Source organism: Streptomyces sp. NPDC004539 (assembly GCF_040610055.1).
GTDB lineage: Bacteria > Actinomycetota > Actinomycetes > Streptomycetales > Streptomycetaceae > Streptomyces.
The window spans coordinates 49512-68895 of the sequence record NZ_JBEXLS010000022.1 but is presented as its reverse complement, the minus strand read 5'-3'; the positions used below and the strand labels follow the sequence as shown (position 1 = coordinate 68895).

Genomic DNA, 19384 nt, shown 5'->3' with positions numbered 1-19384 from the left:
GTGCGAGGGACACGGGGCGGCCGTCTCGGTGACGTGGACCGTGCGAAGGTCCAGGTCATTGCGTCCGGCGTCTGGGAGGTGCGAACTCCCGGACGCCGGTGTTGTTTTGGGAGGGCGGCGCGATGCGCGCGACACCCGTTCCAGCTCCGTGGCCTGTGGGCGCACGTGAGCCGGGCGAGGCCAGGGTGTGCGAAACCCCGGTTTTTCGCTAAGCTGAAGCTATCCCAGTTTCCGGTGAATATCAACAAGCAGATGCTTCCTCTGCTTGGATAAAAAACGAGGTCCGATGGCTGCTCGACACTTCGACAGGGGTCGCGTGCGCGCGGTGCGGCGAGCTGCCGACATTCCGCAGAGCGCCGTGGCCGCCTCCGTCGGCGTCGCGGACTCGACGGTGGCCGGCTGGGAGACCGGGCTCACGGCCCCCGACCCTGAGAAGCTGCCGGCACTAGCCCGCGCACTTGGTCGTTCCCTCGACGAACTCTTCCCGCGCGCGGGATCGCCCGACCTCACGGACCTTCGCTGCGACGTCGGCCTCTTTCAGTACGAGACACCCGCGATCATCGGGACGAAGAGCGCCGGGCCGGTGGCGGGGGCCGAGCGGGGGGAGCGGCGGCTCAAGGAGAAGTACGTCCAGGCCCTGGCCGCGCGGTACGGAGTGACCGTGGAGGAGCTGCGGAGGGCGGAGGACCGCTCTATCGCCAAGGCGAACGGGCAGGAACTTGAGGAGAGCGTGGAGGAGAGTGCCGACCCCTCCCCCGAAAGCTCCTTGGGGAGCGCCTCCGCAGAGCTGCCGACAACGCTGGCCGAGAAGATCACCTATCTCATTCAGCGTCTCCCAACTCCCCTGTCCGACGCGGAAGTTGCGGCCGAAGGCAATAGCAGGACCGGAACCCGTGTTCTGACGGAGGAATCGGTACGCCAGTTGCGTACCGGAGAGGCGACCGCCGCGCCGGAGGACGTGCTCGGCGCGCTCGCCGAGGCTCTCGACACGACGCCGCTGATCTGGTCCGACGACGCCAATGTTCAGCGGATCATCGCGGGGACGTGGCTGCTGAAGAGCGAGTTCGCGGCGATCGCCGCGCGGGGCGGCGAGAAGGAGGGGCTCTCGGCGGACCTGCTGTCGTTCATCCGCAAGGAGGTCGAGCAGGCCCGCGCGGAGGCGAAGGCGCAGCCCGACCGTTCGTAGGTGTTGTTCAGAGACGTACGGTCACGTCCACCAGGCGGCGTTCCGCGTGAGCGGTGATGACGGCCTGCCACACCGTTTCGAGGTGCGGCGGGACCAGGTCCGGCCCCAGGTCGCGCGGTGCGCAGAAGCGGTACTCGCTCAGCTCCGACTCCTGGAGAGTGATCGCCGCCTGCTGCTCGGGGTTGAGGATTCCGCCGTCGTACACGTAGAGCACCTGGGCGCCGACGCCGGGGATGGTGATCCACGCGTGGACCAGGAGGCGGCCAATGTGCGGGGTGATGCCGAGTTCCTCGTGCACCTCGCGGACGGCAGCGTCGTACGGCGGCTCGTCCTGGTCGATGTCGACGGCGCCGCCGGGGAGGTTCCAGTACTTCTTGTACGTCGGGTTGACGATGAGGACTTCGCCGTCGTGGTTGAAGAACACGGCGGCGGCGGAGGCAGTCAGAGTGCTCATGGTCATCACTTTGCGGTGTCGGGGAGTGGGACGGGGGTGAGGTCGGTCCGGCGGTATGCGCGGGAGACCTGCATCAGCCATGAGACCTCGGTGCCGAAGTCGTCGCCCGCGGTTCGGAAGGCGGTCGGTGTTCCGGCCGGTTGGCGGGCGGCGGGGAGGGCTGCCTTGAGCCAGTACGCCTCGGCCGTGGCGGCGGCTTCGGGGCCGCGATGGCCTTTCGTCTCGGCGAAGTGGACGGCGCGTTCGTAGAGGTCGGCCGGGGCGCGGCGGCGGAGTTCGTGCGTCGCGTCGCGGATCTCCGTGATGTACCGGCCCAGGCGGATCTGCGGGGTGGCGTCGTGAGAGAGGACGTCGCGCAGGGTGCTGAGCGGAGCGGCGGCACGGTGGCCTCGGAGCAGGTTGGCGGGCTGGTACAGGGCGATGCCGTCGACCGCGAGGGCGAGGTCGCGCCAGAGAGGGTGGAGCCTGACGATTGCCCGGATGCTGCTGGCGCGGGTCAGGAGGGCGCGGATCGCGGGGACGATCGAACCGAGGAGCCACAGGAGGAAGCCCGCGTACAGCACGGTGTCGGTGACGTGTTCCTGGTCGGCCAGGTCACGCGCCGGGAGCGGGTGCGCGGTCGCGACGCTCAGGAAGACCGTACGCATGACGGCGTAGACGACGATCAGCGTCATGCCCGTCGCCATCATCGTGAGGCCGACGCGTAGCGCCCAGTGGCTGGGGCGGCGTGCGGCGCGGCCCCATTGGTAGGCGCAGACGAGCGCGGCGGCCACGACGTACGCGTAGAAGAGGCCCATGTAGAGGGCGAGGCCGGGGTCGCCCATGTGCCGGCCGATGAAGTACGGGCTGTCCTTGTCGGTCCTCGAGCGGTCGAGGACAAGGAAGAACACCGCCGTCATGCATACCACCGTCGCCACCGAGGCGTACGCGGTCACGCGCTGGACCAGCGCGGAGATCCTGATATGGCGGGCGGACGCGTCTTCCTCGGCGTACACGTCGCAGACGTACATCAGTAGGACGCAGATGCCGGCGATCGCCAGGACGTGCTTGAGGAGGGTGGGCAGGTCGTTGATCCCGAGCGGGTCGACGGCGGTCCGGCCGAGGCCGGTACGCAACCACCAGGCGATCGCGAAGGCGATGAAGGCGCCGGAGAGAGAACGGCTGCGGCGCCGGCCGCGCAGGGCGCCGGGCAGGCGGACGGCGGCCTGGAGCAGGAGCAGCGCGAGGATGAAGGTGGCGATCAGGTCAGAGACGGACACGGGGCTTCCGGGGAGTGTGGGGGGTGTTGTGGGTGAGGTCTTCGGCGAGGTGACGCAGGGTGGGGTCGTCGATGTGGTCGGTGGCGTACGCCTCGTGGTGCAGGAGGTCGGCCAGCATCTCGGCGCGGCGTTCGGTGGGGGAGTCGTAGCGGTGGCGGGCCATCACGCGGCCCTTCGCCAGGAGCCTGCGCAGGGCGTCGGGCGGGAAGTCGGGGAGAAGACGGGCCAGTTCTTCGAAGCTGGCCTCGGTGGTGTCGTCGCACCAGATGTGGGCCAGCTCGTGGAGGATGATCCGCTGGCGGTGGAAGGGTGTGGTGCCCTGCACGTGCAGGACCAGGTCCACGGCGACGTCGTCCAGCCGCAGCCATAGGCCGCACACGTCGGTGTTGGCCAGCAGGTGGTCTGGGACTGGGATCAGCTTGATGCGGCGATTCCGGGCGGCTTCGATGCCCGTGATCAGGCCGTCCAGGGTGAAAGGGCTCGGGACAGGCATTCCGGCGAGATGGGAGCGGCACTCATCATGGAGTCGGCGCCGCTCTGCTGCCGCCTCACGGCGTCTGCGCATGGACTCGACTGCCCGTCTCCACCACTGGTCACTGGAACGGAGTATCTGGTGCTTGAGACCGTCCGAACCGGGCGCGCTGATTTTCTCCATGAGTCACTCAGAACGAAGCGCCAGAGCAGTTGGGGGACGGTATTCCTCTGGAGCCTGTGAAGGCCGGAGCGGGGTGCGACATGAAGATCCTTTTCGTGCGCGAGCCAAGCAGGACGGGCCCGCAGGAGGAGATTCCCTTGACAATGAAGAGACTACGGCCAGAGCTGGAACAGCACAGGATTCACAGCATCCGCTTATCCTGAGGAAGGGAACTGGCAGTTCCCCTAACCGGGTAGTTTCCTGTTCAACTCTTTCCGGTCCGGCCCCGGTACAGCTTCAACTCGCCCCAAAAAAGGAGGCGGTGTGCTGCATCCTGCCGGAGGCTGACGAAGTTGATCATCGGAATCTGTGACGCACATCCCAACCCTGGATGTTATATGAACGTTATGGATAGCGGGGAAAGTGGGCGGCCTCTCCTCACGCGCATCCTGCGCCAAGCTCGCGCCCGACGCGTCACAGCGGACGTGCCGGGATTCAACGACCTGTACGGTGCGAAGTTAGCCCACGGCATTACCCAGCAGCAGACGGCGCGGTTGGCGGGCGTCAGTCGACGCTGGTACGGCAACCTCGAAGCGGGACGCCCGAAGAACTACAGCGACGCCTTCCTGTACGCCGTGCGCCGCATTCTCGACCTGGACGACGACGAGTGGAGCATCGTCTACGGCATCACCCGAGGCCGGGCGCCAAACGCCATTCGCTCCGGGCCGTCGGCCCACAGGCCGTCCCCGGCCCTCCTGTCCCTCGTCGAGCAGAGCCCGACCTGGGGGATCTACCTCAGCAACCACCGTTGGGACCTCCTTGCCTGCAACAAGAAGGTCCAGGAGTACTTCCCTTGGATGTCGGACGGCGTCAACGTCGTGGAATGGGTTCTGACCTCCCCGGAAGCACGCATCCAGCTCATAGACTGGAGGGAATCCTGGGCACTGCCCTCAATGGCTGCACTTCGTGTTCACGCAGAAAAGTGGCCGTACGACGAACGGCTTCAGGAAATCATCGAGAAGGTGCGGCTCGACCCGACCGCCCGACAGATGTGGAACGATGCAGATCTGCCGACCGTGACGTACCCAGTATCTAGCTCTCCGAGGCGCCTCTATCTGCCCCAATATGGGGGAAAGGAATTTTTGGTTCGAATTCTCGTACTGGAGCCTCTTGAGCTTCCAAGCTGCCGATTGGTGGCGCTCGCACCTGCTGAAATGGTTTATTCGGAGTGATGTGAGCTGTTGAAATCTGAGGAACCGGAAGCTCCTGACTCCGATTCATCCTTCTCTTGTTTGGGACCTAGGGTCCAGAGGTACATCACACATTGAAATAGGATGGCCGCTCCCGGCGGTCCGGAGTTCTCAACGAATCCATGTGCAAGTTCGTTCCTGAGATTCCAGCCACCCGCCGGGTTTCCACAAATAGTGAGGATGTTGCGGTACCAGGACTCATCGAGTCCTCTCTCTCGTAGAGTTGAAAGCAGGGATGCTAGCCCTGGGTACTGTCCTGGTTTTTCCTGGCGCTGTAGCCGATAGACACCCGCGTCCAGACTCAAGACGAGATTTCGAGCCAACGTTTCAATCTTTGGAGCGATGGTGAACGTGGCCCCTTCCGGATCTCCGGTCCAAAATCGGATGAAACACCGAGAGATCGACGATGCCAAGTCATGTGAAGCAAGTGGGCCTTGAGAAAAAAACTCAGTAAGATCCGCTTCGCTTGGAACTCCGTGTGCCTCAGCTACTTTATGCAATAGATGTGCTAGCAAGGGAGCCATTGCTTGCAGTGCAAACGTCTCTTGACGGGCTAGGCGCATTTCGTTTCTCTCGGCATCGGTTTGTGGAGAAAAGCGTGGTAGGCCATCGGACCCAAAAATCTCTGTTGTGGCAAGACTCTCGATGATGGCAACGCGGGCGTACTCTTCGGCAGCTTTCCTTGTGCGTTCCACCGTACCGACGGCAGGCCCGTAAGCGAAGGCGAACTGCATCAAAGCTTCACGCCAATCGGCGGCGTGGACCACTGGCGCCATCATTTCCTGGAACTGCTCTCGACTTATAGCGCCGGAGGAGGTAAAGGAGACGAGCCCAAGATCTTCTTCCCGGATCTTTTGGAGGGCCGCAGCGGCACGCTCAATCAGATCGGATTTACCCGTCTCCTGAGCGCGCTGAAGGGCAGTCTTGAGGTGACCGGCTCTCCTTAGACCAGTCTCGCTGGCGGCAGCGTCTAGCCAAATCTGCACTCGCTGCACATACAAGGCATCACGTTCCTTGACCGTGACTGGACGACGCAATGCAAGGGACAATAGTTCATCTCGGATGAACGGAGAGTCGTACGTTTGCAAGGCGATGCCAATAGTGGAATCCAGGGCTGGGGGAGGTGAAATCTCACCTACGAGAGGCCGAAGGACACGCAATACAACTCCAGGCAAATCCTCGTTGCTTGATAGGGCTTGACCCACTAGTTTTAGCATGTCCGCCATAACTTGCGAGGCGAGTTCTCTTTCCCCTACTGCGCGCGCCAGCCGCAACGCCGTGTTCAGGGCTTCTTCTTTATCAAGCCAATCAGTCCATTCTTTGGCTGCTTGAAAATAACTCTGCGCTGCCTGGATTGCGTGATTGCGAACGTTTCCGTGTTTGCTCTCAAAGAGCAAGTGGTGCAGCCTGGCCTTGCCAAAATTCGAAGATACAATTTCAGCCAACCTAGACCACGTCGCGACACCAGAGTTAGGCACGTCGGCAATTCTAGGCGGCATTGATGAACCATCTGGATATTCGTGGTAAGGGATAACCCGAGCTCTCCACTTGCCGCCGTTTTCTACTACTTGAACATGGTAAGCGAAGGCCCAAGCAGTTGCTTTCCGTGCGGTATTGTCGAGGTCGTCTTCATCCAGCATCCCTTTTTGCTCGGCGATCGGAATAAGGCTAGTAAGTGATAGGTGAGCTGCAAATTTGGTCTCAGCTTGAGCCGCTTCGTCGATCCAGCTGGCCAGAAGCACTAGTTGATCATCTGCGAAGTCCATACATTATATTTTGCAGGGGAACCGTCGCAATATCTACTGATTTCTGACATGCGGGCCCATGAGGTAGTGCAGCAGTGCTCCGTCAAGCTCCGGAATCAGGTGGCGTTTGCTGCCCGCCTTCCGCCGGTCGACCGGCGACGGACCGGTGTCGGCTCCTCTTTTTTCGCGCGTACGTGGGGGCCGTCCACGCACGCGCGGGACCAGTCGAGTTCGCCAGCCGTGTTGAGTCCGGCGAGCAGGATGCGGTGCAACCGGTCGAAGGCACCGGCCTGCTGCCACCGCTCCAGCCGGCGCCAGCAGGTCTGCCCGGAGCCGAAGCCCAGTTCCAGAGGCAGAAGTTGCCAGGCTATGTCGTTGTAGAGGACATACAGGACGCCTTGCACACAGAGCCTGTCTGCCACCGGTCGAGGCCCCGGCGACCGCTCAGGCCAAGGCGGCAGCAACGGTTCGAGGGGGGAGGTTGTTGAGGAGTTTCTGGGCGACTTCGAGTCGAGTAGCGCGCAAGACCTGCGGGCTCGCTGCGGACTGTCCGGCACTCACGCCCAGACCCTCAGTCGCTTGGGGTTGTTGTGTTACTCGGGAGGGATCCGGCACCCTTGTGACCAGACTTCCGGCGTGGAACCTGGACTAGACGTACTAGTCTCCGACCCCACGCTTGGCCCGGTGCTTCGATATATCGATAGGTCAACATGCTTATGGGCAACAGGACGCTGTAGAACGCAATTTCCAGCACGAGATTGTTCTGCTTCCAACGCCCGAGCGTGCCATCGGACACCGCCAGCAATGCGGGGTGCACCAAGTAGACCGAATAGCTGATCGTTCCCAGGCCGATCAGCCATCGCGGTACCTGCCGCTGCCGAAACGCCAGTCCGATACCGAATGTGGCCACTGCCAGCAGGAACGCCACGATCCAACCGCGCCGGGTGAAGTTAGACCCGCCTCCGTATTGATACGCACTCCCTACGGCGCAGGCCACCACCACGGCGGCGGCGCTCGCCGCGGTGCGCCAAGTGCTCTGCCCGTGTTCGGCCCGGTAGATGGCCGTTCCGAGGAACATCACAGAAAGGATCACCAAACCTTCCCACATGGGAACCGTGCCGTTGAACGTGACCAGTACGAGTGCCAATAAACCTCCCAATATCGCTCCGAGCACACGAAGCACGGGAGAGTGTGTGCTTGCACAGCCGATGGCGGCCGCCATGGTGAGCGCAGCAATAGCTATCAGCGGGACGACACCTACTGCCCCGGACAGAGCAGAGACGGGCAGCGCAGCCCCTGCCGCCACGCTGATGGCGGCGATTGCCGCTAAGACGACGGCGTATGTGGCTGACTGTTGGTGAAGACGGACCGAGAATAGGGCAACGACTAGCAGGTAGAAGGCCATCTCGTACGAGAGCGTCCATAGGACAAGGAGAAGGTTGGGGGTGCCCAGCAGTTCCTGGAAAAGTGTCACATGTGCGATGACGGCTGCGGCAGCGTTCTCTCCGTCGAAATTGCGAATCTCGGCGATGCCCAACATATGGGATGTGAGCATGGCCCCGGCTACGGCTACGCACAGTGGGTAGATGCGGAAGATTCGCCCGATCCAGAAATCTCGGATGCTTCCTCGTCGTTCTAGGGAGGCGGGGATGATGTAGCCGCTTACTAGGAAGAACACCATGATGCCATACCGGCTGGTGTTGAAATCTGGCATCAACTCCCGCCGGAATTGGGCCATGAAGGAGTACGAGGAGTGGTCGAAGACCACGACGAGCGCTGCGATGCCGCGTAACGCGTCCAGCCAGCCCAAGCGTGATGTACGAACTGGATCGACAGCCAAGGGTAACTGTGGAGGCGCGGAGGGTGATCGCGCCCCGGCCGGGGAGGTTGGGGTGGGGGGTTCCATACCCATGTTCACGTGTGCCATCTCTCAGGTGTTCACCTGCTCGCCGGAAGGAGCGGTCGGGTGTCCGTTGCTTGGTGTCGTGGGTCCGAAACGAGACAGCGATGACCATGTCTGGTGTCTGGGAATCCAGGGGCCGCAGGTCGAAGTGCCGAGTCTGATCGCATGTACTTCAAGCGGACCGCTTGTCCGGCGCCGCGCGGGATGTCGCCTTCTGTGTGTGAGTCCGACCCCTGTCAAGAAAGCGCTTTCGGTCGAAATATTCGAATGCTCTAGCGAGATCGTTGCCGAGCCTGATTGGGTGCTCTCGGTAACGCCTAGAGCACCTACAGCAAGGAGACAGAGCATGCGTATCAGACGCCCCAAGCAGGTTCTTGTGGCCGCCCTGGCCGGAACTCTGATGGCGCTGGCCAGCCCCACCGTTGCAGGCGCCCAGTCGGCGCCCAGCAGTGACTTGAAGCCCGTGGCGCTTCGGGACGTCATGGCTACGTCCTCGGCGGGCAAGTCCGTGGCCGCGGTCACGTACTACGGGATCGGGAACAAGAAGTCCGGGAAGTTCATCCAGCCCTTAGGTGGTAGCTCTGCCAACGGCACCAGGGTCGTTCAGCAGGAATTCAACGCCAACTCCTTGACGCAGTTGTGGGTGCGGATCACTGACGGTGACTTCCTCAGCTTCCAGAACTACTCTGGTCGGAACCTGGGCATCGACGGCGCCAGCACGGCCAACGGTGCGAACGCCATCATCGCGAACGGGTCCGGCGACACCAACCAGGACTGGAAGGTAGTGGGGCGCGACGAGTACACCTTCGAACTGCACAACCGCAAGAGCGGCAAGTGCCTGGGCATCGTCGATGCCAGCACCGCCAACGGTGCACAGGCAGCCCAGTTCACCTGCAACTCCAACGACGTCAATCAGGGTTGGATCTACTACCAGTAGCTAGGACGGTCAGGATATCTCCTGACCAGACAATCGTCGACGGCATGGGTCGATGCCCCATGAGTGGGGCACGCATCCCTGTGCTGACCTGCATCGAATTCCCTCATACCGCAGGTTGGCAGTAGGCGGGCAGCGTGCTGGATCCGAACACGCAGGAAGCGCCCTGGGGGCATCACTCCCAAGCCCAGTGGAAGGTGTTACTACCGAATACGACGGTGGTGGTGCCTTCCACTGGGGTGGTGGCCCCGTTTAACCTCGATCTCCCAACGACGACGCGCTCATCTGGCTGGTCACCGCCGTACTCTTCGAGATGCACGACAAATGGATCGCCTTCCCCCGCCGCTACCTCCCCGAAGGCAGCATGAGCGAGATCTACCGCGAACTCCCCGAAAGCGCCCCAGCACTACCCAACACCCCGAACACGCCCGCCAGTTGATCCCCAACACCACACCGAGGGACACGACCGATCCCGTCGTGGTTCCAGGCGTGTCTCGGCCTCGGCTCTCTGCGCGAGCGGAGGTGACCCGGCGAGCGCTCCTCAGGGGTTGCGGGCGGTGTCCTGGCTCTCCGCGCGAGTACAGGCGGGCCGGCTTTTGGGCGGAGCGATATCTGCTCTCCGCCCAGGCGGAGAAGGGCCACGGCAGGCCGAAGGGGCATGATTTGCAGAGATCCTTCAGGGGGCAGCCAAGCCGCCCTGTAGGCAGGATGGTTGCAAGCATGATGTTCGCTGCTGCAATCGCCTTGAGCTGCGTGCACACGCGTGCGCACCGGCCCTGGATCGACGGGGACCGAGGTGGATCGAGCAGGGTTGAATAGGGTGCCAATGTCCGGTTCTCTGGAATAATCGCAGGTCAGAGGCGTCCCCGCCTCGGGTTCGACTCTCCTAGGCTCCACACCAAGAGACCCCCTCTGACCTGCGGAAACGCAGGGTGGAGGGGGTCTTTTTGGTTGGGTGGGTGGGGTGGCGGAAGTGGATCGGAAGCGGATCGGTTCTGGTTGCGGAAGCGGGTGGGGTGGTCGTATCGGCAGGGTCAACCGGCCGTTCCGCGCGCTTCTCGCCGTCGGCTCGCCGCCGACTCGTGGGTCGCACGGGTCGTGAACGTTGGAGTACCCATGAACGACCCAGGACCACCATCGTCCCGGAGAGATCCAGGGAAGGAATTTCCCGCCGAGCCGGGGGCGCCGTCGGCCTATCACGGCGTGGGGCTGATCCCGCCGCCCGGACCCGCCCGGACCTGGGGGCTCGCCGTCGTCGGCGTGCCGCTGGTGCTGGTGCTGCTGCTGGCGCTGGCCGGGAATCTGTCGGGCGGCGGCGACAACTCCGCGCGCTCCGGCAGCAGTTGGCTCGGCTCGTCGGGATGGCCCAGCGCCTCGGAGACGACGGAGGTGCCCGACACCTCCGCGTCGTACGACGCGACCGACACGCCTGTGCCGTACGGGTCGAGCGACACACCCGTGCCGTACTACGAGAGCGACACACCCGTGCCGTACGACTCGGCCACCGCTTCCGGCTACAGCGACACCCCCGCCGGTCCCGAGGGCGTCGTCACCGCCTACTTCGCGGCCATCAACAGCCGTGACTACGCGACAGCCTGGTCGCTCGGCGGCAAGAACCTCGACAGCGACTACGACGCGTTCGTCACGGGGTTCGCCACGACCCGGTCGGACACCATCACCATCACCTCCGTGCAGGGCGACGACGTGGCGCTGACTCTCGAGGCGCTCCAGACGGACGGTACGACGAAGACGTTCGACAAGGTCTACACCGTCAGCGGCGGAGAGATCGTCAAGTCCACGGGTAACCAGAGAGCGGAGCGCTGAACGGCCGTGACCACCCAAGTGATCCGTCCCCGTCCCCCCGAGCCGGGACACCAACCGCCGCGCGCCGCACGGGCGTACGCGCGCACCAAGGCCACCCGCCTGCTGTCCGCGGGGACCTACCTCGACGCCGGCTACCGGCGCGCGGTCGTGCGGGAACTGCTGCGCAACTACCCCCGGGTCGTGGCGCCGTCGTACGGCTACGACGCCGTGTCGGTGCTCGCCCACGCGCTCGCCGCCCGCCGACTGCACCGCCTCCAGTGGGCCGTGGGCCTCGGCGCCACCTTCGTGGTCTGGCTGCTGCTGGTCCAGGGCACGCTGAACGGCCTCACGGCCGGGCTGCTCCTGGTGTGGGTGTGGTGGGGCGCGGCCTATCTGCGGCGCATCGTGACCCTGCACATCCTGATGACCCGGCTGAAGGAGACCCGCCCCGACGGCGGTTTCGACGGCGCCTACCCCGCCAACCGGGCCCTCACCGACACCGTCGTCCGCAAGATCGACCACGAGCAGTCCAGCGGCAGCGGCCTCGTCTTCTACGGGGGCTTCCGGCCGTTCGTCGGTGCCGGTGAACTCCTGCGCGAGTGGTCCAACGCCCAACTCCTGGTCGGTGCGCGCAAGAAGCGGATCGACACCCGTACGAAGACCGACGGCGACGGCGGCGGCGCGACCCTGGATCTGGAGGGGCGCGAGACGCCCGTCCCGTTCACTGTCCACGACATCACCGACTATGTGGCCGGCCGGATGCGGGCGGAGCTGCGCGACGAGGCCCGCGAGGACGAGCGCATCGAGGGCCTCACCGTCGAGCAGCGCCGCTTCACCACCGCGATCCGCACCAACGACCGTACGCGCGGCCCCGGTTGGTCCCGGCTGCCCGGTGTGGACGACCTGCCCGACATCCACTGGCGGGAGGACTACGACTCCGCCCGCGAATACCTGTGCGTGCGGGTCGGTTCGTGGAACGAGGAGTTGGTGACCTCGATCTTCGTCGGGTTCGACCTCAAGGGCGACACCCTGCACACCGAGTTCTACACCTACGTACTCGGGCCGCTGGTCCAGGACTTCCACCTCGCCGACCGGCTGCCCGACGCCTTCGACGGCCGGCTGGCCGTGCGGGTCGCGTGGGACATGGCCAAGGCCGTGCCGATGCGTGCCCTGGCGCTCGCGCTGTGGCCGCTGTACCTGGTCCCGCAGCGGTTCCTGCCGGGCTCGGTACGCCGGCTGCTGCGCCCCGGACGCAGCCGCGCCACCGTCGCCCGCGCCGAGGCGGAGACCGTCCTGGTCGACAACAGCGAGTTCCAGCTGGGTCGTTATGCGACCGAGGCGGTCGACTGCGGGGCGCTGACCAGCGTCCGGGAGATGGCCACCAGCGACACCTACCACCACTTCTTCCAGAAGACCGACGCCGTCAAGTACATGCAGATCGTGCAGCGCCGCACGCTCCAGAACATCCGGGTGTTCCTCGCGGAGCACAACATCGACCTCGCCGAGCACGACCGCGCGCAGACCAACATCCTGATGGGGGGCCGGAATCAGGTGTTCACGGGCGACAACAACCACGACATCGGCTACGAGTACCACGAATCCGGCAACGGTCCGTCCGGTTCGTCCGGCGATCGAGGGGGACAGTGACCATGGGCGGGAACAACACGTTCGGCGACAACAACCAGGTCTTCACCGGCGACGGCAACCGGCGGATGGGCTACAACTACCACGAGGCACCGGCGGCCCCCGCGGTCGCGGAGCGGGAGCGGCCGACGGCGCCGGGGACGCCCACGTACCCTTCCGACGACGTCCGCGCCCGCAGCGTCTTCGTCGTGCACGGCCGTGACGAGGAGGTGCGCTCGGCGATGTTCGGGCTGCTGCGCCGCCTGGACCTGCGGCCCCTGGAGTGGGAGGAGCTGGTGCGCGCCACCGGCAAGGCGTCGCCCTTCCTCGGCGAGGTCGTCGCGCACGCGCCGTCCCAGGCGCAGGCCGCGCTGGTGCTGCTCACGCCGGACGACGTCGCCAAGCTCCACCCCCAGCTGCTGGGCGACCGTGAACGCGACGACGAGATCCGGCTCACCGGCCAGCCCCGGCAGAACGTGCTGATCGAGCTGGGCATGGTGCTGATGGCCTACCCCGAGCGGACGGTGATCGTGGAGGTCGGCCGGCTGCGGCAGGCCGCCGACACCGCGGGCCGCAACGTCATCCGCTTCGACGGTTCGGAGGACTCCCTCAGGAAGATCGTCGCCCGGCTGAAGGTGGCCGAGTGCCGGCTGGACGACTCCCGGTCCGACTGGCTCGACACCTCGTACTTCGAGAATCTGTCGGCCTATCGGCGGATCGCCTGAACGTCCTCATGTTGCGGCGGGCCCCGCCGCGAGGGCGCTCAGGAAGGCGCCCAGTTCCCGCAGGTCGATCCGTTCCAGGTCCGACGGCCGTACCACCACCCGCAGTTCGCGGCAGATCGCGCCCTCGCGGGAGCGGGCGACGAAGGACATGAGCAGCAGCCGCAGCAGGCTGTCCTGGTCGAGATGGCCGAGCCGGGACAGCCCCGACCCCACCAACGGCATGGCCACGCACTCCAGTTGGGCGTGGTCGCGCAGCGCCTCCCAGAGCCGGGTCAGCCCGGCCGAGAGGTCCTCGACGCTGGACGCGGCCACGTAGTCGTTGCCGATCCGGCTGTACGCGACGGCGAACACCAGCCGGGGCCGGGCGCCGAGTACCGCGACCGTGCCGATCGGGTACCGGTCCAGTTTGCCGAGCGGTTTGCGGGCCCGCTCCTCGCGCGCGACCGGTGCGAGGGGGGCGAGCGCGCCGGCCAGTTCCGCGTCCAGCCGCCGTACGTCGCCGTCGTAGCACCGGGCCAGCAACTGGGCCTGCACGCTGTCGCCGTTGATGACGACGGACGCCCGCGGCTCGGTGTCGAACGTGTCGCAGAACCCGACGACCAGATGCGCGCTCTGCTCGAAGACGTCGCCCGCCTCGACCACGACCGTCATGTCCGGCCGCCGGAACTCCTGCCGCACCCGCCGCACCGGCCGGGCCGCGCGGAGCCCCCACACCAGGCAGGCGCCCACCGACACCGCGCTGACGAGGCCGGGGTCGGGCAGGCTGCCGGGGAGGAACTGGGCGGTGAACTGGAGCACCGCGGACATCCCGCCGAACGCGACGGCCGTGCTGCGTGCGAAGACCTGCCGGGCGCGGCGGGTGCCGAACAGCCGCGACGGGCGTCGTGGCGGCCGTATCGTCCCGGGTCCACCGGAATCACCCGAGCGCATCGTTCCTCCAAGGCATCGTGATAATCTGCCGGTCACTTGATAGTTACGCAGAGTGGCGCACAGATGCGGCGGGGGCGACGCGAGTGGCCGATGCACAGACGCAGATCCAAGTGAGGGTGCTGGGCCCGGTCCGGCTCGAAGTCGACGGCGTCGCGGTGCGGTTGACACCGCTGACCACCCGGCTGCTGATCCGCCTGGTGGCCGCCGAGGGCGAGGCCGTTCCGGTACGGCAACTGCGGCGTGACGTCTGGGGGTTGGCCGACGAGCCGCGCCATCTGGCCCAGCGCAACCGCAACGAGGTGCAGAAACGCGTGCTGGAACTGCGCCGCGCCCTCGATCCCCGGCAGGACGGCACCGGCGCCCGCGTCCTGCGCACCGAGCAGCAAGTCACCCTGCACGGCTCGGAGTCGGCCTACCGCCTGGTGCTGCGGCCCGGGGAACTGGACAGCGCGCGGTTCACCGACGTCGTCCGCGGCGCCCTGCTCGACCCGCCGGCCACCGCCGCGCACCGGCTCGACGAGGCGCTGTCCCTGATCTACGGCCGCCCGCTGGCCGAGGTCGACGGCGAGGGGTTCGCGGAGCCCTTCATCCGCCGCCTCGCCGCCCTGCGGGACGCCGCCCGCCGTGAACTCGTCAGCGTCCAGGCCGACCTGGGCCGTCCCGAACTCGCCCTGCCGGTCGCCGAGTCGATCGCCCGCGACCACCCCGACGACCCCGAGGCCGCGCACACCCTGGATGCCCTGCGGGCCACGCTGCGGGCCCGGCACGGCGCCGAACTGATGCGCCACCGTGTGCCGTTGCCGGGTCAGCGGGCCGATGTCGTCCTGGTCCGGGGCGACTTGTTCGAGCAGACGGACTCGAACCTGGTGGTCGGCTTCACCGACACCTTCGACACCGAGTCCGACCAGTCGATCGTCATCAGCCGCGAGAGCGTGCAGAGCCAGCTCGTGGACCGGCTGTTCGCCGGGGAACGCCGTCTCCTGGACGAGAAGCTCAGATCCGGGCTGCGTACCGTCCGGGCCGTCGCGACGGAGAGCGCGCGGGCCAAACCCCGCGGGCGGCGCGTGCGTTACCCGGTGGGCACCATCGTCGCCGTCCCCGTGGACGGCGGACGCCGGGTGTTCGCGACCGCCTACTCCCGGCTCGGCAACGACCTGGTGGCCCACTCCGGCCACGACGACCTGCGCGTCAGCCTGGCGAACCTGTGGGCGTCGGTCGCGGTGCACGGCCTGTTCAAGCCGGTCGCCGTCCCGCTCATCGGCTCCGGGCTCGCCCGCGTCACCGAACTCGACCGCGGCCAGCTCGTGGCCCTGATCGTCGACTCGTTCATCGACGCCTGCCGCAGCCACCCCGCGCTCACCCCCGAACTCCGCATCGTGGTGCGCCCGGAGGACCTGGCCCGAACCGACCTCGCGCCGGTCGAGAGACGCTTCCAGGAACTGGTCCCGGACCTGGAGCGGGGCCCGGACGGGCCCGCCCCGGGTAGCTGAACGGGGCCCGGACGAACGGGCGCCGTCGTGGCACCCGCGACGGCTCCGAGGTGAGACCGGGCGTCGGCGGTCGGCTCCCGCCCCCCGGTCCGGTGGGTTCCTCCGCATCTCTGGGCTCCCCGTGCGCGGCGTCGTCCCACCGGTTCACGCGGTCCGCCACCGCCGCCCGGCCTCACCGGACCCCACTGCACCGCGCCCGCCGCTTCCGCGGGCACCCGCCCTCCGCTTCCGAACCGATTCCGACGGCCGGGGCGCGCTTGCGGGGACGGCGCCGGGTTCCGCCGGTACGCCGACGCGCCCCGGCCCTGGAGGGGGGACGGGGCGCGTCGGGGTGGGGCGGTCGGCTACCACCAGTCGGTGCACTGGACCGCCTGGCCGCCGCCCCCGCCGCAGGCGCGGAAGCGGTAGTTGGGGCTGTTGTCGGTGATCTTGGCGGCGCTGGTGAGGGGGGAGCCGTCGCGGGTGGCGTTGAAGGGGCCGCACTGGACGTGGACGTCGCGGCCGTTCAGGGTCCAGTCCATCCAGACGTCGTCGCCGGCGCGGGGGACGGTGAGGGCGGCGAAGCCGTAGATGTCGCCGCTGATGCGGACGGCGCGCAGGGAGATGCGGCCGACCAGGCCCTGGGGGTCGGAGGGGCGCAGGAGCTTGTCGGAGGGGCCGGCGGCCACGCCGACCGTGTTGTCGGCGATGTCGCGGAAGCCGTTGGCGCCGCGTTCGCAGTCGGAGCGGGCGGCCAGGGCGGTGCCCGGCGCGGCCACGGTGACGCCGGTCGCCAGCAGGAGGCCGGCGGCGGCTGTACAGGCGGCTCTGGCAATGGCTCGTCCGGTCATGACGGTGCCTTCCCCTCGGGTGCGGTGGTGTGGCGGCGGCCTCGGGTGTCCCGCCGGGCCGCCGTCGTCGTAAGGGAATCAGGGGAGGGCGGGGGCGCGGTCCTGGCAGTTGTCAGGTTGTGCCGGGGCGGGTTCCTCGGCCGGCGGTCGAGCGGGGCCGGGGCTTTTCCGGGCGGTCGCGTCACAACGTCGTACGGTTCGGGTCGGAAAAAGAGGCAACGAGTACGAGGGAACCTAGGGAAGGACGGCATCGTGAGGACGCGGACGGCGGGGGTCCGCCGCTGGTGGCCGGCGTTGCGGCGGACGCCCGGGGCGTTGTGGGACGACGATCTGTCGGACTGCGCGGCGGCGCTGACGTACTACGCGATCCTCGCCGTGCTGCCCGCGCTGCTGGTCGCCGTGCTGGCGTTCGGGCTGATCAGCCCCGGTACGGCCGAGGAGTTCGTCACGCACGTCACCGCGTACGCGCCCGCCGAGTCGGCGGCTGATCTGCGCGCCGTGCTGTCGCGGGCGCTCGGCGCGGACGCGGGGGCGTGGCCGCTGCTCGTCGCCGGGACCGTCAGCGCGCTGTGGTCGGCGTCCAGCTATCTCGCCGTGTTCCGGCGGGCCCTGCACCGTATGCACCGCACCGAGGACCACCGTTCGCCCTGGCGGCGGGCCCACCACACGGTGCTCACCGCGCTCGCGCTGCTCGTCCTGCTGCTGGCCGGGTCCCTCGTGCTGCTGCTCACCGGGCCGCTCGCGCAGGCGTGCGGGCGGCTGCTCGGGCTCGGGGCGACGGCGGCGCTCGTCTGGAACCTGCTGCGGTGGCCGGTGCTGCTGTGTCTGGTCGCGCTGCTCGTCGTGGTCGTCTTCCACACCGGGCCGGCCGGGGCCCGCCGGCGCTCCCGCAGTCTGCCCGGGGGCGCGCTGGCCGCCGTCCTGTGGCTGACCGTGTCCGCCGGGTTCGCGCTGTACGCCGCCACGTTGAGCGCCTACAGCAGGCTGTACGGGTCCCTCGCGGGCGTCGTCGTGTTCCTCGTGTGGCTGTGGCTGTCCAACCTCGCGCTGCTCGCGGGGGCGCAGTTCGCCGCGGAGTTGGGGAAGGGGCGGGGGGAGGAGGAGCCGGGTGACTGAGGAGCCGGGTGACTGAGGGGCCGGGTGACTGAGGGTCGCGCGTCCAACCGTTCGCACAGTTGCATCCAACGAGAGGTGACCACCCGTCCGATCGGGGACCTTGAGGGGACGAACCGGTGGGAGGAGCGGCGTGGACAAGAAGATGCGGCAGTACGTGCTGTCGGAGGTGTACGCGGAGCGGGACAGGTTGCTGCCGCTGCGCGGGGAGGCGTCCCGGACGACCATCGAGATGGTCCGTACGAGCGCGGGCGAGGTGCGGGAGCCGGAGCTGGTGCCCTATCTGAACCTCGCCTACATCCTCGGTGTGAAGCGGGGGCGGGGGGACGACGCGCTCGTGGCGTTCGCCCTGTCCCTGGCGAACTGGGCCGTCGCCGCGATCGCGGAGGTCGCCCGGAGCACGGACCGGAGCGTCGAGCAGGTGGTCGACGTGTACGAGACGGCGATCATGGCGGCTGCGGCGGAGTCGGGGGACGAGGAGGGGGAGGGCGAGGAGGAGCTCTAGGGGGAGCCGACTCGGGTGACCTGAAGGGGAGTGCTCGGGGTGGGGGCCGGTGGTCTCGGGGTTCTTCGCTCCGAGGTCCGGTCCCCCGCCACGCGCGGCGGCCGGTCGCCGCTCAGATGACGATCCGGCCCGTCCCGTCGTGCCGGAGATGCCGCCATTTCCAGAGGTGGTCCCGGACGGGTTCGTGCACCGGGGTGCCTCGGTAGACGACACGGACGCCGTTCGCGTGCGGGCCGTACGTCCCGGGGGCGTCCCAGGGCGGGGTGCTCCCCCTGGTCGCGGGCACCCGCAGCTCCCCCTCCACCAGTTTCGCGAGGCAGCTGGACTGGCGGAGGGTGTGGTGTCCCGCGCGGCCGGCGGTCAGGAGGGCCAGCGCCTTGAAGGCCAGCCAGAGGCCGCCCGAGGTGTCTCCCAGGTAGAGGGGGATGTACGGGGTGTGTTCCATCAGCGCCCTCGCCTGGGCCACCGCGTCGAACGACCGGCCGTCGAACTCGTCCCGCATGGAGATCCAGGGGACGTTGAGCCGGCGGGCCTCGGCGCGGGGGTCGATGTCCCAGGACCGCCAGGTGGCGGACCGGATGTTGTCGATCACGACGTCCGTGTCGCCGGGGGCGAGGGTACGTACGTCCGTCGCGGGGCGTGGGAGCAGTGACTTGCCCTCGTTCAGCCAGGTCCAGAGTTCGTCGCCTCTGGTGAGGGTCTGGACGGGGTCCGGGTGGCCTTCCGGGTGGGTCCACTTGGTGACCTCGCAGCCCTGTTCGCGCAGGATCATGCCGGCGTAGGCGGGGAGGATGTAGGAGCCGAGCTCCAGGATGCGGGGCAAGGGGGCCGGACCTCTCGTCGTTCTCGGGTGGGGCTGGTGAACGCGGGCTTGTGCTGTAGAGGTAACGGTTCGTCAGGTGCCGTGTCATCGTCCGGGCGGAACGTTCTCGCTGGTCGGGGCCGTACGGATGATCTTGTGGTGGGGGATGATCGGGTCGTCGTATTTGCGGACATTGCT

At 67.2% G+C, this 19384-nt stretch carries 19 protein-coding genes; 10 read left to right on the top strand and 9 right to left on the bottom strand.

The annotated features are described in order from the left end of the window. The first annotated feature begins 325 nt into the window (after positions 1 to 325). A complete protein-coding gene (locus tag ABZX85_RS35545) occupies positions 326 to 1186 on the top strand; it encodes a helix-turn-helix transcriptional regulator (protein ID WP_355878177.1) in 861 nt (286 codons plus the stop codon). Between the two features lie 7 nt (positions 1187 to 1193). Here ABZX85_RS35545 and ABZX85_RS35540 read toward each other — a convergent pair whose 3' ends face one another. Genes ABZX85_RS35540 through ABZX85_RS35530 form a run of 3 tightly spaced genes read right to left on the bottom strand, consistent with a single transcriptional unit; the run spans position 1194 to position 3392 of the window. Continuing rightward, positions 1194 to 1640, bottom strand: coding sequence for an NUDIX hydrolase (locus ABZX85_RS35540; RefSeq protein ID WP_355878174.1), 447 nt, complete (start codon positions 1638 to 1640; stop codon positions 1194 to 1196). A gap of 5 nt (positions 1641 to 1645) precedes the next feature. Then, positions 1646 to 2899: an MAB_1171c family putative transporter gene (locus tag ABZX85_RS35535; RefSeq protein WP_355878171.1), complete on the bottom strand. Its 1254-nt coding sequence runs from the start codon at positions 2897 to 2899 to the stop codon at positions 1646 to 1648. Then, entirely contained in the window at positions 2886 to 3392 is a 507-nt protein-coding gene (locus ABZX85_RS35530; RefSeq protein ID WP_355878168.1) for a hypothetical protein, read from the bottom strand. The genes ABZX85_RS35535 and ABZX85_RS35530 overlap by 14 nt, the downstream gene beginning before the upstream one ends. Before the next feature lie 539 nt (positions 3393 to 3931). Here ABZX85_RS35530 and ABZX85_RS35525 point away from each other — a divergent pair. Further along, on the top strand, positions 3932 to 4765 hold the full coding sequence (locus ABZX85_RS35525; RefSeq protein ID WP_355878165.1) for a helix-turn-helix domain-containing protein: 834 nt from the start codon (positions 3932 to 3934) through the stop codon (positions 4763 to 4765). On the opposite strand, the gene ABZX85_RS35520 is transcribed toward ABZX85_RS35525, so the two are convergent. The 3 genes from ABZX85_RS35520 to ABZX85_RS35510 form a co-directional block, all read right to left on the bottom strand. After that, positions 4753 to 6549, bottom strand: a complete 1797-nt coding sequence (locus ABZX85_RS35520) for a DUF4209 domain-containing protein (RefSeq protein ID WP_355878163.1) — start codon at positions 6547 to 6549, stop codon at positions 4753 to 4755. The genes ABZX85_RS35525 and ABZX85_RS35520 overlap by 13 nt on opposite strands. A gap of 95 nt (positions 6550 to 6644) precedes the next feature. Then, complete coding sequence (locus ABZX85_RS35515) at positions 6645 to 7085, bottom strand: transposase (protein WP_355878160.1); 441 nt, start codon at positions 7083 to 7085, stop codon at positions 6645 to 6647. A 14-nt stretch (positions 7086 to 7099) separates the two neighbouring features. Next, positions 7100 to 8338, bottom strand: coding sequence for an acyltransferase (locus tag ABZX85_RS35510; protein ID WP_355878157.1), 1239 nt, complete (start codon positions 8336 to 8338; stop codon positions 7100 to 7102). 439 nt (positions 8339 to 8777) lie between these two features. Here ABZX85_RS35510 and ABZX85_RS35505 point away from each other — a divergent pair, with 439 nt between their 5' ends. From ABZX85_RS35505 to ABZX85_RS35485, 5 genes are all read left to right on the top strand, one after another. Beyond that, positions 8778 to 9368 (top strand): RICIN domain-containing protein, encoded by a 591-nt coding sequence (locus ABZX85_RS35505; RefSeq protein ID WP_355878154.1) that lies wholly within the window; start codon positions 8778 to 8780, stop codon positions 9366 to 9368. Positions 9369 to 9678: 310 nt separating this feature from the next. Further along, entirely contained in the window at positions 9679 to 9804 is a 126-nt protein-coding gene (locus tag ABZX85_RS35500; protein WP_355878153.1) for a hypothetical protein, read from the top strand. Positions 9805 to 10568: 764 nt separating this feature from the next. Continuing rightward, positions 10569 to 11189, top strand: a complete 621-nt coding sequence (locus ABZX85_RS35495) for a hypothetical protein (protein ID WP_355878150.1) — start codon at positions 10569 to 10571, stop codon at positions 11187 to 11189. A gap of 6 nt (positions 11190 to 11195) precedes the next feature. After that, positions 11196 to 12815, top strand: a complete 1620-nt coding sequence (locus ABZX85_RS35490) for a hypothetical protein (RefSeq protein WP_355878148.1) — start codon at positions 11196 to 11198, stop codon at positions 12813 to 12815. A 2-nt stretch (positions 12816 to 12817) separates the two neighbouring features. After that, entirely contained in the window at positions 12818 to 13516 is a 699-nt protein-coding gene (locus ABZX85_RS35485; RefSeq protein WP_355878145.1) for a nucleotide-binding protein, read from the top strand. A 6-nt stretch (positions 13517 to 13522) separates the two neighbouring features. Here ABZX85_RS35485 and ABZX85_RS35480 read toward each other — a convergent pair whose 3' ends face one another. Next, complete coding sequence (locus ABZX85_RS35480) at positions 13523 to 14446, bottom strand: macro domain-containing protein (protein ID WP_355878142.1); 924 nt, start codon at positions 14444 to 14446, stop codon at positions 13523 to 13525. Between the two features lie 83 nt (positions 14447 to 14529). On the opposite strand from ABZX85_RS35480, the gene ABZX85_RS35475 reads away from it, so the two are divergent. Beyond that, positions 14530 to 15936, top strand: a complete 1407-nt coding sequence (locus tag ABZX85_RS35475) for a macro domain-containing protein (protein ID WP_355878139.1) — start codon at positions 14530 to 14532, stop codon at positions 15934 to 15936. 344 nt (positions 15937 to 16280) lie between these two features. Here ABZX85_RS35475 and ABZX85_RS35470 read toward each other — a convergent pair whose 3' ends face one another. Beyond that, positions 16281 to 16766: a hypothetical protein gene (locus tag ABZX85_RS35470; RefSeq protein WP_355878137.1), complete on the bottom strand. Its 486-nt coding sequence runs from the start codon at positions 16764 to 16766 to the stop codon at positions 16281 to 16283. Positions 16767 to 17018: 252 nt separating this feature from the next. Between ABZX85_RS35470 and ABZX85_RS35465 the strand changes: the two genes are divergently transcribed. Next, the gene (locus ABZX85_RS35465) at positions 17019 to 17882 is read left to right on the top strand and encodes a YihY/virulence factor BrkB family protein (protein WP_355878134.1); all 864 of its coding nucleotides are present in this window, start codon (positions 17019 to 17021) and stop codon (positions 17880 to 17882) included. Positions 17883 to 18012: 130 nt separating this feature from the next. Beyond that, positions 18013 to 18384, top strand: coding sequence for a hypothetical protein (locus ABZX85_RS35460; RefSeq protein ID WP_355878131.1), 372 nt, complete (start codon positions 18013 to 18015; stop codon positions 18382 to 18384). 112 nt (positions 18385 to 18496) lie between these two features. Here ABZX85_RS35460 and ABZX85_RS35455 read toward each other — a convergent pair whose 3' ends face one another. Continuing rightward, positions 18497 to 19207, bottom strand: coding sequence for a hypothetical protein (locus tag ABZX85_RS35455; protein ID WP_355878128.1), 711 nt, complete (start codon positions 19205 to 19207; stop codon positions 18497 to 18499). Positions 19208 to 19384 lie beyond the last annotated feature (177 nt).

Bases quoted from the DNA above. Each gene is read 5' to 3' on its own strand.
- ABZX85_RS35525 (WP_355878165.1), top strand. From the start codon at position 3,932: ATGAACGTTATGGATAGCGGGGAAAGTGGGCGGCCTCTCCTCACGCGC.
- ABZX85_RS35485 (WP_355878145.1), top strand. From the start codon at position 12,818: ATGGGCGGGAACAACACGTTCGGCGACAACAACCAGGTCTTCACCGGC.
- ABZX85_RS35480 (WP_355878142.1), bottom strand. From the start codon at position 14,446: ATGCGCTCGGGTGATTCCGGTGGACCCGGGACGATACGGCCGCCACGA.
- ABZX85_RS35470 (WP_355878137.1), bottom strand. From the start codon at position 16,766: ATGACCGGACGAGCCATTGCCAGAGCCGCCTGTACAGCCGCCGCCGGC.
- ABZX85_RS35500 (WP_355878153.1), top strand. From the start codon at position 9,679: ATGCACGACAAATGGATCGCCTTCCCCCGCCGCTACCTCCCCGAAGGC.
- ABZX85_RS35505 (WP_355878154.1), top strand. From the start codon at position 8,778: ATGCGTATCAGACGCCCCAAGCAGGTTCTTGTGGCCGCCCTGGCCGGA.
- ABZX85_RS35540 (WP_355878174.1), bottom strand. From the start codon at position 1,640: ATGAGCACTCTGACTGCCTCCGCCGCCGCCGTGTTCTTCAACCACGAC.
- ABZX85_RS35530 (WP_355878168.1), bottom strand. From the start codon at position 3,392: ATGCCTGTCCCGAGCCCTTTCACCCTGGACGGCCTGATCACGGGCATC.
- ABZX85_RS35520 (WP_355878163.1), bottom strand. From the start codon at position 6,549: ATGGACTTCGCAGATGATCAACTAGTGCTTCTGGCCAGCTGGATCGAC.